The organism is Corallococcus terminator, from assembly GCF_049194865.1.
GTDB lineage: Bacteria > Myxococcota > Myxococcia > Myxococcales > Myxococcaceae > Myxococcus > Myxococcus terminator_A.
The window spans coordinates 177,751-195,507 of record NZ_JBLZWL010000071.1; the positions used below are offsets into that span (position 1 = coordinate 177,751).

Below are 17,757 nucleotides of genomic sequence, written 5' to 3' on the forward strand. Positions count from 1 at the left end.
GCTTGGACTCAGAGGATACCAGTTTGACGCAGCGACAGGCCCAGCGACGCCGCCCACTGGAAACGGGCCGCCGGTAGCTCGGGCGAGCGGCTCCACGTCCCTCGTGTGTCGGCATCCACCGACATCCAACTGTTGAGAATCCAGGATGCCATCACCCCGCCGGACACCAGCCGGTCGCCTGTCGCGCCGCCCACCGCGAAGGCGGTGCCGCCCGTGGTGGACACGCGCACGCGAGGTCCCAGCGCCCACGTCCCCGTCACGGTGAGGTCCGCTCGCGGGTACACGCGCGCTGTCAGCCGGTCCGTGAAGGGCGACACCCGCACGCCCACCCGCCCGTCGAAGTCCGCGGTGCGGGAGGGGATGCGGTGGCCCAGCGCGAGGGTGAGGTTGGGCAACAGCTCCGTGCGGGGCCCGGTGTCGGGCGGCTCACCGCCGGGCTCCGGGTCCGGGTCGACTCCTGTCGCTGTCAGGGAGCGGACGATGCTGGCTCCGGCGCCGGCCTCGAGGGAGGTCCGCCGCGTCATCCGCCGCGTCCAGCTCTCCGTCAGCGTCACGACGGTGTTGTTGGCGCCGGTAGAGAAGCGCGCGTGCGTGACGGCGGCGGACGTCGTCAAGGCGCTGAGCGAGGACAGCGCGTGGCTCAGCGACGTGTCCAGGCGCGGGCCGTACTGCAGGGGCACAGCTTCCCGGGCCGGGCCATCCAGGCCGCCGCTGACGGAGAAGCCGGTGGTGGCGGACAGCTGCCAGCGACGTCCCAGCCAGCTCGTCTCGCCGGTGAGCGAGGTGGCGGACGAGAGGAAGTGGACGGTGTCGGCTTCCGGGAGCGGCTGGAGCGGACCGCCGCCCACGGGCGGGCGCAGCGGGCCGTCCGGGTCTATCGGGTCCGGGTCGAAGTCCGGCAGCGCGTCGGTGGTGAGCAGGTTGACGCTGCCCACCACCAGCTCCTCGCTGAGCCGGAAGGACAGGCCGCGCTCGGGGCGCCAGAGGGCGGCGAAGCGGCCCACGTGCTGCACCTCGGTGCGCGCCTGGGCGGTGACTTCGCGCAGGCTGATGCGCGGGGCGTAGTCCAGCTGGAGGGTGGTGTTCCCATCGCGCCGCTCCAGGCCCAATATCGGCGTGAAGTCGGTGTCACCGGCGACGGAGGGCGCGTCCTCCGCGACGTCCTCGTTGGAGCGCACGCGCGAGTCCACCCGCAGGGACGCGGAGTAGGTGATGGCGGTGGAGGAGACCTCCAGCCACATCGCGGTGAGCGCCGCCCCCAGCACCGCTCACTCCACCACCACCACGTCACCAGGACGCAGCCGGAATGCCGGCGCGCGCCCCTCGGCGTGGATGAGGTCCTGGTAGCGGAAGCGGATGCGCAGGGGCGCCTGCCCGTCGTCCTGGCGCATGACGAAGATGCGGTCCTGGTGCGCGTACTCGGTGAAGCCGCCCGCGCCGGCCAGGGCCTGCAGGAGGCTTGCGCCCACCTCGATTTCCAGCGGGCCGATGCGATTGATTTCACCCACCATGGTCACCTTGATGGGGCGCGCCATCTCCAGCGCCACGGTGACGACGGGGTGGTTGATGTAGTCCTTCAGCCGCGTCTGGATTTGCTGCGACAGCATGGCCGGGCTGTGGCCCGCGGCCTCCACGTCGTCCAGGAAGAGCAGGCTGATGCGCCCGTCGTCGCGCACGCGCGCCTGCGTGGTGAGCGACTCCTGGTTCCACACGCGGATGTTGAGCAGGTCGCCCGCGGCGATGCGGTAGCTGGCGTCGAGCGGGGGCGGCTTCTCCTGGTACTCGTCCACCCAGGTGTACTTGCCCAGCCCGCTGCACGCGGAGGCCACGAGCAGCAGCACGGCGCACGCGAGGGCGCGCGGCGGGAGGTGGAGCGCGGGGCGATGGCGGCGGGGCGAGGACGACATGGGCTCTGACGGTTTCCTCTAGGGGGTGGGGGCGACGGCGATGACGGCCGGCGCCGGTTCGGGGTTGCCACGGCGGCGCGCCAGCTTCACCACCGCCAGGACTTCACCCGGCCGCACCGCGCCGAGCGCCAGCACACCGACGACGTACAGCGCGGCCTCCACGCCCAGCCGGGGCCAGTCCGACAGCGGGTAGAGCACCATCCGGTCCAACGCGACGACGGCCACGCAGACCACCGCCGTCTTGGCCACCATGACGAGCAGCCGGCGGTCCACCGCGGAGCGGCCCATGCGGCCGAGCATGATGATGGTGATGACCACCTCCATCAGCAGCAGGGAGATGGCCGTGCCCGCCGCGCCGCCGCCGTCGCCGTAGGCCGCGTGCAGGCGCGGCACCAGCATCAGGTTGAGCAGCGGGTTGAGCAGCAGGCTGCCGAAGATGCTGGTGCCCGTCACCCACCACTCGCGGTTCGTCATCGTCAGCCAGGCGCCGCACGTCATCGTCACGAAGGCGAGGACGAACAGGGGCGACTGGAGCCGCAGGAGATTCACCGCCAGCGAGTAGTCCTTGCCCAAGAGGCCAATCCACAAGGGCGCGCCCATGACGATGAGCATCATCATCGGGACGGTGACGGCGAGCGTGCCCTCCAGCGCGCGGCGGGCGATGGCGCTGACCTCGTCCTCCGAGCGCGCGGCGGCGCGGGACATCAGCGGCAGCAGCACCCAGCCCATGACGGGGTTGAGGGCGAAGGTGACGTTGGAGATGCTCCACGCGGCGCTGTACCAGCCGACCTCCTCGTGGTTGCCGAGCATCCCCAGAATCATGATGTCCAGGCGCCCGTTGGTCGCCAGCGCCGCGGCGGTGAGGAAGTAGGGCAGGCCCGCCTTGAACACCCGCCACGTGGCGGGGAAGTCCACGCGGAACACCAGGCCCATGTGGACGCGCGCCAGGTACCAGCCGATGCCCAGCTTGATGGCCTCCGACGCGACGACGGGCACCGCGAGCCACGGCAATGGCAGGCCCAGCACGCCGACGGCCAGCAGTCCGCCGCCCCACACCACCTTGGTGACGACGTTGGAGATGGACAGCCCCGCGACCTTGCCCTTGGCGTGCAGCAGCGCCGCCATGGACGCGTTGCACATGATGAGCAATTGCGCGAAGCCGAAGATGTAGACGAGCGCGCGCATCTCCGGCGGGTCGTCCCGGTAGCCCATGACGAGCGCGAGCGCGCCCATCAACACTCCGGTGAGCACCAGCCGCACCAGCATGGAGGCGCCGAAGAAGTCGCTGGCGTGCTCGGGCCGGCGCGACACCTCCTTGCGGATGTACATCTCCAGACCGAGGTTCGTGGAGATGAAGAAGATGGCCGAGAAGCTGTCCGCCCAGTTGAAGCGCCCGAAGGCCTCCGGGGACATGTAGTGCGTCAGCAGGGGCCGGATGCCAAAGGCGATGGCGTACGTCACCAGCAGCGAACCGCCGAGCTGCAGGCCGTTGCGCACCGCGCCCATCGCCTCATGGGAGCGCTCACGCTCCTGGGCGTCATGCTGATTGGATTCGCTGTGGGTCGTCACGGTGGGAGCGGGCCCCCCGGCAATTGGCCGGCCAGCCCGGGTGCATAGAAGACGAGCGGGGGCGGCACGTCAATGCCGCCCCCGAGGAAGTCAGGCCGCCTGGAAGCCTAGCTGGCCCCGCGCCCCGTAATCACGACGGGCACCGTCTGGAGGAGCAGACGCAGGTCGCTCGTCAGGGTCCAGTGGTCGATGTACTGCATGTCCAGGTACATCCACTCCTCGAACGAAATCTGGTTGCGGCCGGAGACCTGCCAGATGCAGGTGAGGCCCGGGCGCACCGACAGCCGGCGGCGCTGCCACGTCTCGTACCTGGCCACCTCGGTGGGCACGGGCGGGCGCGGGCCGACGATGCTCATCTCGCCGCGCAGCACGTTGATGAACTGGGGCAGCTCGTCGATGGAGAACTTGCGGATGAAGCGGCCGATGCCGGTGATGCGCGGGTCGTTCTTCATCTTGAAGACGGGGCCCGACTGCTCGTTCTGCGCGGCCAGCTTCTCCTTCAGCTCCTCCGCGTTCACCACCATGGAGCGGAACTTGAGCATGTAGAACGGCTTGCCGTTCTGCCCGACGCGGTACTGCTTGAAGAAGATGGGGCCCTTCGACGTGAGCTTCACCACCAGCGCCACGAAGCCCAGCAGCGGCAGGAGCATCCACAGCGCGACGGCGGACACGCAGATGTCGAACAGGCGCTTCATCGCCATCTGGTGCGGCTTGGGGCTCACCGCCGCGAAGTGCAGGAAGCCGTCCGCCACGGCCCGGCTGTCCACCGGGCGCGCGCGGTCCAGGCGGAAGGAGTGCGCGGGCAGCGCGAAGGGGACGCCGAAGCGCTCGGCCAGCTTGATGGACGCCTGCATCGCCTCGCCCTGCTTGAGCGTGTTGCCGGCGATATAGACCTCGTCCACGGCGGTGTTGCGCAGGATGTGCTCCAGGTCGTCCACGGTGCCGAGCACCTTGGAGGGCAGCTCGCCGATGGAGCCCGTGTCGTCGTGGAAGCGCACGTAGCCGATGAGCTGGCGGCGACCGCGGCGCGCCAGGTCCTCGCCGGAGTAGCGGCCCATGGCGCCCGTGCCGACGATGACGACCGTGTCCGTGGGGCGCTCCTGCGAGGCCACCGAGCGGAAGACGAACAGCCGCAGGAACAGCGCCACCGGCCAGAACAGGATGAGCAGCGGGGCCAGGCCGGGGACCTTCATCGTCTCCGGCAGGGCCAGGTGCACCACGGCCAGCACCGTGACGACGGCCAGCGTCGTCACCGACACCAGGGCCACGTGGTCCAGCTTGCTGCGCTCGGCGAAGCGCGAGTCGTACAAACACAGCGCGGTGCCGGTGATGATCCACACGATGAGGGAGGTGAAGACCAGGGCGGGCAACAGCCAGCCGGGCTCGGCCAGCAGCAGGCCGTCCAGCCACGCCGAGGTCGTCAGCACCGCCGACATCAGGATCAGGTCTACCGTGAGGTTCAGCTTCGCCGCGAAGCCGGGCGCCAGCTTCGGCCCGGGAACCAACTCCTCCGCGACCCCCACGTTGCCCTGAGCGGATGCCGACCCAGGAGCACCGACCGCCGCACCAGTACTTGCGCTGCTCATCGTGTCCACCCCCCTCTACCAGCTCGCTGAGTGTTCAGGTCCGATAGAGGATGCCGTTGAGGCTGAAAATCTTCAAGTCGGAAAGAACTGCTTTTTGCCATGTTTATGCGCCGCGTTGCAACTCCGCGCGGTGAGTAAGACGTGACATGGTGTGAAATCTTTGGATCATCCGACTCTTGTCGCATCTCACAGGGTCCCAGCGAACACCAGGAGCCACCCCTTCGCTTCCCCGTACGAAGGCATCGGGCCCGGACACATTGCATCTACGGTGCCGGTCTGACACGGATTGTACGGTGCAAAGGGCTGGGCTGGATGCATGGCTTTGTGAGTCCGTATTTTCAAGGGTTTATGCGGGGACCCAGCCGCTCCGGGTGGGTGTAGACGTTAAAGCGCCCGTTCCGGACGAACGTGGCGAGCGTCACGTTGGAACGCAGGGCCAAATCAATCGCGAGCGTGCTGGCCGCGGAAACCCCCGCAACGACTGGGATTCCGGCCATGACAGCTTTCTGGACGATTTCGAAGCTGACGCGTCCGCTGACAGCGAGCACCGTGGGCTGACGCGTCAGGGTGGAGGGGGGCGAAGGGACTGCGCGTATGGCTTTGGCCAGCACCAGGGCGCCCACCACCTTGTCGACGGCGTTGTGGCGGCCCACGTCCTCGAAGGCGGCGAGCAGCTGGCCCTCCGCGTCGAGGGCGGCGGCGGCGTGGACTCCTCCGGTTCGGGCGAAGTTGCGCTGGATGTCGCGCAGGCACTCGGTGGCGCGGGCGACGACGTCCGGTGAGAGCCGGGGGCCCGGGGCCAGGGTGACACAGCGGGCGAGCAGGTCGTCCACGCTGCGTCGCCCGCAGACGCCACAGGCCGAGGTGGTGAGCGTGCCCCGGCGGGTGGCTCGGATGGGTTCGGAGTCAATAATGACGCCTGGGGCGGGTGTGACTTCGAGCACGTTGCCCCAGCCATCCTCGCCGGGTCGACCGCAGTGGGCGAGGGTGCCCAGGTCCTCCGCGCTTCGGATGAGGCCTTCGGCCAGGAGGAAGCCCACGGCCAGCTCGCGGTCATGACCGGGCGTCCGCATGGTGGTGGCCAGGGCGTCGCCGTTGACGCGCAGCTCGAGCGGCTCCTCGACGGCGATGGAGTCGTCCTCGGCGGGCAGCAGGGTGGCGCCGTTCCACCGTTGCACCGGGCGCGAGCCCACGCCACGCGCATCCCCGGGCGCGAGCGGCGCGCGGCGGGGAGGGCGCAGGTGTTCGAGGAGGGCGTTCGCGATGGCGTCCATGTCGAGCGGGGAGAGCAGGCGCGCGGCGGAGGGGCTGGTGGTGAGCGCGTCCGTGACGAGCGCGAAGACGTCCGGTCGAGAGGTGGCGAGCGGCGGGCCGAGTCCCTCGCGCCACACCTCCAGCTTGGGGAGGGGGCCGTCCTTCCAACCTTCCACGAGGACCAGGTCCAGCGTGCCCGCGAGGCGGGTGAGGAGCTCGGGCAGGGCCTCCGTGGGGACGGTGGCGGTGGTGAGCTGCACGCCCGCGGGGGTGGCGAAGCCGGTGAGGGATGCGCCGGCTTCCTGGAAGCGGGCGGTGTCGCTGCCGGCGCGGTGGAGCGGGTGCGCATCCGAGGAGTGCTTCACGGCGGCGACGCGCAGGCCGCGCGCGGCGAGCAGCGGGAGCAGCCGCGTGAGGAGCGTCGTCTTCCCCGCGCCGGACCAGCCGACGATGCTGAGCGCGGGCACGCGGCTCATGGCGTGGTGCCCGCGTGGTGGTGGGGATGGTCGAATATCTCGACGACGCCGAGGGCGGGCACGCGGCTCATGGCGCGGTGTCCGAGGCGGCCGAACAGTTCGACGACGCCGAGGGCGGGCACGCGGCTCATGGCGCGGTGTCCGAGGCGTCCGAACAGCTCGACGACGCTGAGGGCGGGCACGCGGCTCATGGCGCGGTGCCCTGGGCGTCGTCCACTGCGTGGTGGTGGGGCCGGTCGAACAACTCCACCTCGACGATGTCGTTCTCGTCGAAGTCGGCTCGGCCTGGAGGGAGGACCGCCCAGCCGTCTGCCTGGACGTTCTGGAGAATCTGTCCGGCGCCCTGGGGCCGCAGCAGCGCGCGGAGGCCGTCGTCCCCGTACTCCAGCGTGGCGGTGATGAGGTAGGTGAGGCCGGCCTGCTTGTGACGGGGCTCGGACAGGCGCGCGCGGACGCGGCGGCGCGTTTCGAGCACGCCCTGATGCTTGAGCAGCAGCGGCCTCGCGAGCTGGTCGAAGGCGACCGTGGCCGCTCCCGGGTTGCCCGGCAGCACGACGATGGCGGTGGTGCCCAGGCGAGCGACGGCCACGGGCTTGCCTGGCTTCAGCGCCACACCGTCTACGAAGAAGCGCGCGCCCATCGCCGCGAGCACGCGCTTCACATGGTCCTTGTCTCCCACCGACGCGCCGCCCGTGGTGATGAGCACGTCGACCTGGGGTGCGAGCCGGGCCAGTTCTTCACGCAGCGCGTCCTCGTCATCGCGGGCCCGGGACAGGTGGACCACCTGGGCGCCGGCTTCGCGCGCGAGCGCCGCCACCAGGACCAGGTTGCTCTCGTAGACCTGATGCGGAAGCGCGGGCTCGCCTGGACGCACGAGCTCATCCCCCGTGGCGAGCACCGCCACCCGAGGCACCGGGCGCACGCTGACAGTGGTCTCCCCTTGGGAGGCGAGCATGCCGAGCACCGAGGCATTCACGCACTGGCCCGCGCGAAACAGCGGCGCGCCCGCGAGGACCTCTTCCCCCGTGCGACGGATGTCGTTTCCAGGAGGCACGCTGATGAAGAGGTCCACGGTGAGGCCGTCGTCCGACGCGCGCGCGGCTTCCTGGCGCACGACGGCATCTGCACCGGTGGGGACGGGCGCGCCGGTGAAGATGCGCGCGGCCTCGCCGGGCTGGAGCGCGCGAGCGGGCAGGGCGCCCGCGTAGACGGTGTCGATGACGCGCAGCCGAATGGAGCGGTCGCGGGTGGCGCCGCGAGTCTCCTCCGCGCGCACGGCCCAGCCATCCATGGCGGAGTTGTCGCAGCCGGGCAGCGAGCGCGAGGCCCGGACGTCCGTGGCGAGGAAGCGGCCATGCGCATCGAGCAGGGGCACGGGCCCGGACGCCGCGGGAGCGATGGCTTCGAGCGCGGCCTGCCGGGCGGCTGAGAGGGACGTGAGCGGCATCAGGGGCGCGCAGCCTACGCCGTGGGCCCTGGCGGTTGTCCATGGGACCGGAGGCCGTCTGTTCGGCTGCTGGCCGGGGTGGTGGGCCGGGGCCTGGAGCGGCGAGTGGCCGCCCACCTCGTGGATCGGCTTCATGGCTCCGGTCCATGGCCGCGCCCGATGCGGACTCGCGACCTGCCCGATGCGCGGAACCCCCGTGCTCGGATGCACCCCGTGGACTCGCCACGTGCCCCTGATGCGGGGCCGCGACGCGCGGATGCACCGCGTGGACTCGCCGCGTTACTCCGGCCGGAGTGCTCGAAGTGCGGGGCCGTGCTCACCTCTCCGAGCGAGCTGTGGCATCCTCCGGTGAAGGGCTCTCGTGCGTGCTTGTTTCACGGCACTCGGGATGGAGCGTGTGACGTCGCGCGCGGCCGAGGGCAAGTGCCGACGTTCCAGGGGAGAGCGAGACAGGCGCCATGGACACCACGTATCCGGACGTGACGCTCGCCATCATCGCGGGAGGCCAGGGCCGCCGCCTGTCCGGTGTGCCCAAGGGCCTGCTGGAAGTAGACGGCCGCACCGTGCTGGCGCGACTGCTCGCGCTGGCGCCCCGCTTCGGTGAGGTGCTCCTCGTGGCCAACTCGCCGGAGCCCTATGCCCGCTATGCGCTGCGCACCGTGCCGGATGTGGTGCCGGACAAGGGCGCACCCGGGGGCGTCCACGCGGCGCTCTCCGCGGCGCGCACGCCCTGGGTGGTGGCGGTCGCATGTGACATGCCCTTCATCTCACCCGATGTCCTGCGCGTGTTGCTCGACGCGCGCGGTGACGACGTGGACGCGGTGTGCTTCGAGGCGGGCGGACGCGTGGAGCCGCTGCTGGCCGTGTACCGCGCCGCGCTGGCGCGCGTCTGGCGTGCCACGTTGTCCGAAGACCCGTCCCTGAAGCAGCTCCTCTCCCGCTTCCGAGCGCGACTGTTGCCCGAGTCCGCGCTGCGCGCCGTGGACCCGTCACTGCGCTCGCTGGTGAACGTGAACACACCGCAGGACCTCACGCGGTACGCGGTGACTCTGCCTGGCGAATAGTCCTCACCCGAGACAGATACGCCCCGCGCATGGGTGTCATTGCCTCGCCCGAGGGCCTGTCCTGACCCGGGTGCGACGCTCGAAAGGGCTCTCGCGTCACGTCGCTCACCTGACGTGTCAGCGCTTCGCGAACCTGAACACGTCGCTCACCCTGACGTGTCAGCGCTTCGTCGCACCCGCGCGCACGCGCAAGTGAATGGCATGGATACCGCGCGTCGGACGTCGGCACGACGCGTGCTCATGAGCTGACTTCAGCACCACACACCCGCCAGCACATCAGGAGCGCGCGCCGAGTCTCGCGGACGCGCGTCTTCAGGGACCCAGCTCATGCCAGACCAACGTTTGATGAAGACGTATGCCGACCGCACCTATCACTTCACCACCATGGTCCGGCACAACGGCACCGTGGTCGCCTTCGCCATCGATGAAGAGCGGGTCATCCATTATTCCGTGCTCGCGCTCGACAACCCCGACTCGGACCGGGGTGAACTCGACGTCAACTTCTGGAGCGAGGAGCCCTCCGTCCTTCGCTTCCCCTCTGAAATCGAAGAGGTCGGCTTCGCGACGGCGGGTGCCACGCGCATGCCCGTCGTCAAGAAGGGAGGGAGCGAGGAGACCTCCCAGGACCTGTCGGACGAGGAGCTGAATCCCTTCCTCTCCACCACCGCCAGGCTCACCTGGGGGAACGTTCCGTTCCATGTCCTCTCGGATGGCAAGCACCTCTTCCTCTTCCGGCAGGCCATCCGCGCCGTGCATCCGGACGCGGTGTTCGCGCTCAGCGGTGGTGGGTCCTCGGCGGACCGCTCCCGAGGGGACTACGTGCGCGGGGAGGACGGCGCCAAGGTTCCGCTGACGGGCGACACCGTGCTGTGCGACCGCTTCGTGCTGTCGGGCTCGGAGCTCCAGCCCTGCATGGAGGTGCGCTATCGCCGGAGCCGGCACAAGACGCTCCCCGCCAGCCAGACGGACACCCTGGGCACCGAGGACATGGATGGCAGACCCTTCCATGAGCCGACCCAGGAGCTGTCGTTCCTCCGCAACGTCACGAAGGGGCGCTTCGCCGTCACCCTGTTGCCCACGCAAATCGCGGGCCTGTGTCGGTGGCAGTTCTTCTGCCTCAACGACGTGTCCAAGCGCATCGACACCTTCAACGTGGAGCAGGCCGAGGACGGGCTGTTCAACACGCAGGGCTCGCTGCTCTACACCAGCCCCGACCCGAAATATCAGGGCGCCGTCCTGGAGCGCACCCCTGGGACTTGTCCCTTCACGGACAAGGCGCTGGTGCCGCTGCTGCCGGAGCGCGACTACGCGGAGGCCGCGCTGTCATTCGACGGCACGGACGACTTCGTGCGCATCCCCGCCTCGCCGAGGCTCGCCTTCGACCGACGGGAGTACACGCTCGAGCTCTGGGTCCAGCCGACGGCCATCGGTCGGAGCACGCCGTTGACGCTGCTGAGCAAGCACTCCGCCTCGGGTGTGGGCAGCTATGACCTGGCCATCCTCTCGACTGGGAAGCTGCGCCTGCGCCATGCGGTCTCCGCGACGACGACGGCCACGGCCACCTCCACGGGCGCCGTCACCGCGGGCAGGTTCCACCACATCGCCGTCACCTATGACGGAGCAATGGCTCGCTTCTATCTGAACGGCGCGGCCTCCGGCTTCGCGGAGCTGGACTTCAAGGCGGACGCGACGCAGCCGCTCCTCATCGGCGCCGCCCTCACGAAGGACCAGCCCAAGGAGTGCTTCCCGGGCGTGATTGACGAGGTGCGCCTCTGGGACCGGGTGCGCGCCGAGGCGGAGTTGTCTCGGGACAAGGGCTTCCGACTGGTGGGCCAGGAGTCGGGACTCGTCGCCTGCTACCGCTTCGATGAAGGCACGGGCGTCACGCTGTATGACCAGACCGACAACCTCCAGCACGGCACCGCCACGGGTGGGCCCACCTGGGTGACCTCGGGCGCGCCGGTGGGCGAGCGGCCCTCCTTGCGTCGGGACAGCTTCACCCTCAAGGACCGGAGCGTCAGCTCCGGCATGGCGGCGCTGCTCTACTACCAGCAGGAGACGACGGGCAGCGGCGACAGCCGGAGCGGAGAGCCGCAGAAGCGACAGGCCCGGGTGATGCTCTCCTTCGCCACCTATGGGCCCGTGCCCAAGGGCCGCGGCGTGCGCCAGTATTTCGCCGCGGTGCTCGACTTCGCCGTGTCCCAGGACGGCCACCTCGCGCAGTTGCAGGACGTCGCCACGCTGCCCTGGCTCGCGGCTCCCGAGGAGAAGGGCGGCACGAGGGAAGTCAAGAAGGCCGAGGCTGACGTCGCCAAGGCGGAGGAGCAGGTGCGGGGCCTCGAGTCCAAGCTCACCGCCGCCCGGAGCGAGCTGGCCGCCCTGGAGAGCCCCACGCCCGATGGGAACCTCCTGATTCATCTGTACTGGTTCCAGATTCGAATCCAGAGCCCCGCCTACTGCATCGGTGTCGCGGACGCTGTCGAGGGGTCCTCCGTCACGGCTTCCGCGGATAACGCCAGAAAGCCCTTCGCGTCCCGTCAATGGCGCTTCGTTCCCTCGGACAAGGGCGGCTATCTCCTCCAGAACCGGCACAGCAACAAGTACCTGGGGTGGCAGACCTCGGGCTTCGTCCAGCGCGCCTCGCCGACGGACTGGACGTGGGTGCGCACGAATGCGGAGTCCTACCTCCAGGCGCTCCGCGTGGTGAACGCGGGCAGTGGCCACCCGGCCCACAAGGATGAGTACCTCAAGCGCCTGGACTCCGGAGCGCTGGGCTTCTCCACCACGGCGCAGTCCAGCGCCTCCGAATGCAAGATGGAGAGGATTGAGCCGTGCGAGGACCTGACCGTGGTGCGCAAACGCAAGCGCACGGAGCTGGCGGAGCTGGAGCTGGAGCTGACCGCCGCCGAGCAGACCCAGGCCGAGGCGCGCGCGGAGCTGGCGCGGCTGACGTTGGGCTCGAAGGGCAGCGAGGTGTCCCTGCGCATGCCGCTCTTGTCCGTGGATTGCCGAGGGCTCCCCGTGGCGGGTGCGCTCCTGGCCTTCGCGCAGACGGCCGGCACGCCCTTCCTCCTCGACAGCTCCACCGGCCAGGTCATCCTCTACTTCCGTGGCATGAAGGAAGGGGAGTTCCTGGCCGCCTACTACGAGCCTTCCGTCACCCGCGAGGTGGTGCGGCTCGGCGATGCGATGGACGGGCTCACGCTCGTCGCCACCAGCGCGGGCACGAACCTGGGAGGCCTCACCGTCACGCTCGCCGCCGGCACCAGCACGGACCGCTGCAAGGTGACGCTGAAAGCCGGCGGATACACGGAGGTCTGGCCCGATGTGCCCCGGATGCCGAAGCTGCTCGCGGACGTGCTCTCCGGGCAGGCCCACCCGGAGTTCCTGGGCACCGTGGCCACGCACACTGGCACCACGCTCACTCTCGAGCGAGGCACCCAGCGCTCCCTGGCGGCCGGAGACCGTATCGACGTGGGCTCGGAGGTGCTCCAGGTGAGCAAGGCCGCTCCGCCCAAGTCCACCCAGCTCACCCTGAAGGCCGCGCCCAAGAGCCCGCTCACCAAGGGACAGCGCGTCCGCTTCCTGCCCTATGACTTCGCGCAGGCGACGTCGGACCTGCCGGGCGCGCTGCTCTCGAAGGGCTCGCTGTGGCTGCGTCCGGTGCCCACGCTCTCCGAGAAGGAGCTGAGCCCTGGCGCCGCGGAGCAGGTGCTGGCCACCTCGGCTGGCCGCTGGCATGGCGACGTCCCCGGACGGGACCTCTCCTTCGACGGCCTCCAGTCCTACCTGGCCTCCTCGGCCGGGCTGGACACGACGCCCCTGGCCCTCCAGGGCGACGTGACGCTGGAGGCCTGGCTCCTGCCGAAGTCGGTGGATGCGTCGGCGGTGGTGCTCGCGTGCGCCCCGGCGGCGCGGACGCCGGAGTCCAGCAACCTGGCGCTCGCGCTGGATGGACAGACGTACGTGCGTTTCGGGGACGAGGTGGTGCTGGCCGGCGTCGACTTCACGCTCGAGGCGCGGTTGAAGCGCAAGACGACCACCGCGGCGGAGACGCTGCTGGCCCACGGCGTCCCGTCCACGACGGTGAACCAGCGGCTGCTGCTCTCCTTCGACGCGAGCGGGAAGCTGGTCTGCCGCTTCGGCAAGGACACCCTCACGTCGTCGACAGCGGTGAAGGACACGGCGTGGCACCACGTCGCGCTCACCCACGACGCCGGGAGCCTGGAGGCCATCCTGTATCTGGATGGCAAGAGTGTGGCGAGCAAGACGCTGTCAGCGGCCTACTCGGGAGAGGGCGAGCTGCTGCTGGGCGCGGAGGTGCTCAACGGGGAGCTCACCGCCGCGTCCACGTGCCGCGTGGACGAGGTGCGCGTGTGGGACCACGCTCGCGACCTCCAGTCCATCGTCTCCGGCCAGGACGTCCGCGTGAAGGGTGACGTGTCGGGGCTCCTGGCGTGCTGGCACTTCGTGGAGGAGGAGGCCCGGGACATCGCGCTGGAGGGCGGCGAGTCGGGTGGGACGTACGTCGGCACACCGGCCTTCGAGGCGTCTCCGTTGGCGCCCCTGGTCAGCCCGCTGGCGCCGCTGGAGTACCAGCTGTCGCTCGTGAAGGGGAAGGACAAGGAGGTCCGCTCCGCGCTGTCGCTGGATGGCGGGACGTACGTGAGCTGCGGGTCCGGGCTGCCGCTGGCGAAGCAGGACTTCTCCGTGGAGTTGTGGCTCAAGCGCACGAAGAACAACGTGCCCGGGTGCGTGCTGTTCCATGGGTCCACGCACTCGGATGATGGGGACCGGCTGTCGCTCGTCCTCACGGCGCAGAACGCGCTGGTGCTGTCCATGCAATCCGGAGTGCCGTTGGTGCAGACCTCCGTCGCCGACATGGAGTGGCACCACTACGCCTTCACCCACAAGGCGTTGACGGGGCTCACCATCCTCTATCGCGACGGCGTGGAGATGCACCGCTACACGCGCGCGAAGGCCTACTCGGGCGAAGGGGCGTGGGGCCTGGGCGGACTGGGGGATGCCGTCCAGGAGGAGGCCCTGGCGACTCCCGCGACGTGCGTGCTGGACGAGGTGCGGGTCTGGAGCAGCGCGCTGGCCGCGACGGCCATCCAGCAGAAGAAGGGCCAGCGCATGCAGGGCACCGAGGCGGGGCTCCTGGCGTGCTGGGGCTTCAACGACACGCGGGTGCGCGACGCGACGGGGCGGCAGTTCCACTGCGACGTCGTGGGGACGCCGGCCTTCGTGAAGTCGCCCATCGACGCGGGCTTCAGGCTGCTCGCGGGCGTTGGTGACTCGTACGTCATCAGCCAGGAGTCCTTCCCCGTGGGGAGCTGGCGCCATGTCGCGTTCGCCTTCCAGCAGTCCTGGGGCATCCAGCTTCGCGCGGGAGCGTGGCTGGAGGTGGCGCACGCGGAGGCCTTGCAGCTCACGGGGGACGTGACGCTGGAGGTGTTCCTCGGCGTGGGGCCGCTGGGCCGGCGCCAGCCGCTCATCGGCAAGGGCAGCGTCGGCGACGGCAGCGGACAGGAGGTGCCCTACCTCTTCAGCATCATGGAGGACGGACGGCTGTCCTTCACCTTCGAGTCGAAGGGCGCGCGCCGTGAGGTCTTCTCCACGGGCAAGGTGCAGGAGCAGAAGTTCCACCGCGTGGCCGTGGTGCGCAGGGCCGGCAACAGCCACACCGAGAAGACGGTGACGAAGGACGTCGCCGGGAAGTCCTACGAGCTGGTGGAGAGCATCGAGGTGAAGCAGTGGGACGACCTGCGCTTCTACATCGACGGAGTGGATGCGGGCAGCTCGCGCTACGAGGACGCCGACCCCCTGGGCCACGAAGGCCCGCTCTTCATGGGGAGGATGACGGAGGGCATGGACACCTACAGCCTCACCGGCACGTTGGCCGAGGTGCGCGTGTGGAGCCGGGCCCTGGACTCCGCGCAGCTCGGGGTCGCGCTCAAGCCTCGGGACTCCGGGCTGGTGGCGCGGTGGCGCTTCCCGGAGCGGGAGGGCAACGTCACCCTGGACGACAGCGAGACGTATCCGGCGCGGCTGCGTGGCGCCAGCCGGGTGAAGTCCCCCAACCCCGCGGGCAGCCAGGCCTGGATGTATGTGAATGGCAAGGGCATCGCGCTCCAGCCGCTCACCTCCACCAGCACCGAAGTCGCCAGCCTGCCCCGGATGGGCGCGGGCCTCAGCCTGGGCGGCGTGTGGGGCAGCGACAAGGTCCAGGCCCCATACAAGGGTGAGCTGGAGGAGGTGCGCATCTGGGACACGCTGCGCAGCGAGGAGCAGGTGCTCGACAACCTCTTCACCCGGCTCAAGGGCGAGAAGGCGGACCTGGTCGCGTACTACACGTTCGACCTGGACTCGACGCGGACGGACTCCGCGCGCGTCAACGACAACGGCCTGCGCGGAAACCACCTGGAGATGCCTCGGGCGGTGGTCAACCAACCCACTCCGCAATTGAGCACCGCGCCGGTGTCCAACGACACGGCCCGGGTGCGCTCGGCGCTGGCGGGAGTGCGCACGCCGTTCCATGCGCCCATCCAAGGCATGCCCGGCGTCGCCGAGTACGGTGACCTGCAGCGGGACGCGAAGGGGGGCCTGCGCGGGACGATGAAGCGCGCGTACTCCTTCCTGAGCTCGGGCGCGTGGCACCTGGTGACGGGCTACAAGGTGGGCAACCTCGTCACGGAGTGGGTGAGCCAGGCGCAGTTCGCGCCGCAGGTCATCGGCTACGTGGAGGGCGCGCCGCCCGTGCCCTCGGAGAACCTGACGGCGGGCGCGATTGAGTACACGGGCGAGGTGCCCGCGGACCTGTCCCGCGTGGAGTTCGTCCAGGCCGACGACGTGCTGACGACCATCGCCGCCTCGGCGGCGTCGAGCATGATGGGCAGCCTCACGCTCAGCAAGGACATCGCCGCCGCGAAGGACGTGGAAATCGTCGCCGCGCCGCTGGGCGTGGGCACGTCCACGCCGGTGGCGAAGCTGAAGATGGAGGCCTCGGGTTCCATCACCACGGAGCTGTCCGGCGGCTGGGTGAACGAGGGCAGCCAGGGCAGGAGCCAGCACACGTCACGGAACATGTCCGTGTCGCTGGTGGGGAACTGGGAGTCCACGGAGACGCCCCGGGCTCCGAAAATGGAGCGGCGCATCGTCCCCGCCAACGTGGGCTTCGCGCTGGTGCAGTCGGAGACGGCGGACGTGTACTCGCTGCGCCTGGAGCACAACCGCGCGCTGGTGGGCTACCGCATGGTGCCCAACCCCGACATCCCCCGGGACTGGAACCTGCTCACGTTCCCCATCAACCCGCTCTACACCAAGCAGGGCACGCTCGATGGCTGCATCGGCTTCAAACCGGAGGGCAAGATACTGGATTCGGACTACCGCATGGCCCTCGACTACGGGGAGTACTCCTACTTCAAGCCGCGCGAGGCCTACGCGCTCAAGCGCCGAATCCTGCGCGAGGAGCAGCAGGAGTTGAGCTACTTCCGGAGCTTCTCCACGGGCAGCAACCTGGTGCAGGCCGGGGTGAACGAAGTCACCGACAAGGCCTCGCGGGTGCTCGAGGGGGTGATTGGTGAATTGCCGGGCATGGGGGCGTCTCCGGGAGACACGGAGGCGACGGCGCGTGCCTTCGCCAAGCGCAACCTGTGCAACACGTACGTGTGGACGGTGCAGGGCGGCTTCTTCGCGGAGACCACGGAGACGACGGACGTGGTGACGGAGAGCCAGAATGGCCACTTCACCTTCAACGTGTCGGGCGAGCTGCGGATTGGATTGAACCTGGAGATTTTCGGCATCGGCGTGGGAGGACAGGTGGATGCCTCCTTCGGCGGAGGGCAGACCTTCACTCGCGCGAGGAGCACCGAGGCCAGTCGCTCCTTCGGGTTGAACCTGTCGCTGGCCCTGCCGACCAACATCCAGGAGTACGGCGACAAGGGGCCCGTCTACGACAACCACAACCAGCCGGTGCTGGTGCCGGGCAAGGTGGATGCGTACCGCTTCATGAGCTTCTACCTGGACACGGACCGACGGAACTTCGATGACCTGTTCGGCAAGGTCATCGACCCCATCTGGCTGGAGCAGTCCAGCGAGCCCAACGCGCTGGCGCTGAGACAGGCGAGGCAGTCGGAGAAGGCGCCGCCGTGCTGGCGCATCCTCCACCGCGTGACGTTCATCAGCCGGCTGCTGCCCGCCGTGCCGCCCCCCACCGCGCCGCCGCTGGAGAAGGCGATGCGGGCGGAGAACATCTCCAGCAACTACGAGCTCATCCAGCGGCTGGAGCCCTACGTCCGCGAGCACCTGGGGAGCCAGGCGAGGCTCGCGGACGCGACGAAGCAGGCGCTCCAGCGCTACCTGCCGGAGCTGCTGCCGCAAGCGATGCAGGTCATCAAGTACCTGTCGCTGTACTACGAGGTCCCCAGCTAGCGGACCCCGTCGGGCATCCCG

Annotated in this window: 9 protein-coding genes; 2 read left to right on the forward strand and 7 right to left on the reverse strand. The window is 69.6% G+C overall.

The genetic code is table 11. The annotated features are described in order from the left end of the window. Nucleotides 1-8: 8 nt before the first annotated feature. The 7 genes from epsX to ACN469_RS22595 all read right to left on the reverse strand — a co-directional run bounded on the left by epsX (nucleotide 9) and on the right by ACN469_RS22595 (nucleotide 8,239). Nucleotides 9-1,265, reverse strand: a complete 1,257-nt coding sequence (gene epsX, locus ACN469_RS22565) for an exopolysaccharide export protein EpsX (RefSeq protein WP_498770805.1) — start codon at nucleotides 1,263-1,265, stop codon at nucleotides 9-11. Nucleotides 1,266-1,268: 3 nt separating this feature from the next. Further along, nucleotides 1,269-1,907 carry an exopolysaccharide export protein EpsY gene (gene epsY, locus ACN469_RS22570; RefSeq protein WP_498770806.1) on the reverse strand — a complete coding sequence of 213 codons (639 nt, stop codon included), beginning with the start codon at nucleotides 1,905-1,907 and terminating at the stop codon, nucleotides 1,269-1,271. A gap of 18 nt (nucleotides 1,908-1,925) precedes the next feature. Continuing rightward, a complete protein-coding gene (gene wzx / locus ACN469_RS22575; protein ID WP_498770807.1) occupies nucleotides 1,926-3,476 on the reverse strand; it encodes an exopolysaccharide biosynthesis flippase in 1,551 nt (516 codons plus the stop codon). A 107-nt stretch (nucleotides 3,477-3,583) separates the two neighbouring features. Then, nucleotides 3,584-5,071: an exopolysaccharide biosynthesis polyisoprenyl-phosphate hexose-1-phosphate transferase EpsZ gene (gene epsZ / locus ACN469_RS22580; RefSeq protein WP_498770808.1), complete on the reverse strand. Its 1,488-nt coding sequence runs from the start codon at nucleotides 5,069-5,071 to the stop codon at nucleotides 3,584-3,586. Nucleotides 5,072-5,400: 329 nt separating this feature from the next. Then, nucleotides 5,401-6,792: a formate dehydrogenase accessory sulfurtransferase FdhD gene (fdhD, locus tag ACN469_RS22585; RefSeq protein WP_498770809.1), complete on the reverse strand. Its 1,392-nt coding sequence runs from the start codon at nucleotides 6,790-6,792 to the stop codon at nucleotides 5,401-5,403. Further along, complete coding sequence (locus tag ACN469_RS22590) at nucleotides 6,789-6,983, reverse strand: hypothetical protein (RefSeq protein WP_498770810.1); 195 nt, start codon at nucleotides 6,981-6,983, stop codon at nucleotides 6,789-6,791. The genes fdhD and ACN469_RS22590 overlap by 4 nt, the downstream gene beginning before the upstream one ends. Then, nucleotides 6,980-8,239, reverse strand: coding sequence for a molybdopterin molybdotransferase MoeA (locus ACN469_RS22595; protein ID WP_498770957.1), 1,260 nt, complete (start codon nucleotides 8,237-8,239; stop codon nucleotides 6,980-6,982). The genes ACN469_RS22590 and ACN469_RS22595 overlap by 4 nt, the downstream gene beginning before the upstream one ends. A gap of 458 nt (nucleotides 8,240-8,697) precedes the next feature. On the opposite strand from ACN469_RS22595, the gene mobA reads away from it, so the two are divergent. Continuing rightward, nucleotides 8,698-9,303 carry a molybdenum cofactor guanylyltransferase gene (mobA, locus tag ACN469_RS22600; protein WP_498770811.1) on the forward strand — a complete coding sequence of 202 codons (606 nt, stop codon included), beginning with the start codon at nucleotides 8,698-8,700 and terminating at the stop codon, nucleotides 9,301-9,303. 327 nt (nucleotides 9,304-9,630) lie between these two features. Then, nucleotides 9,631-17,736 (forward strand): LamG-like jellyroll fold domain-containing protein, encoded by an 8,106-nt coding sequence (locus ACN469_RS22605; RefSeq protein WP_498770812.1) that lies wholly within the window; start codon nucleotides 9,631-9,633, stop codon nucleotides 17,734-17,736. Nucleotides 17,737-17,757 lie beyond the last annotated feature (21 nt).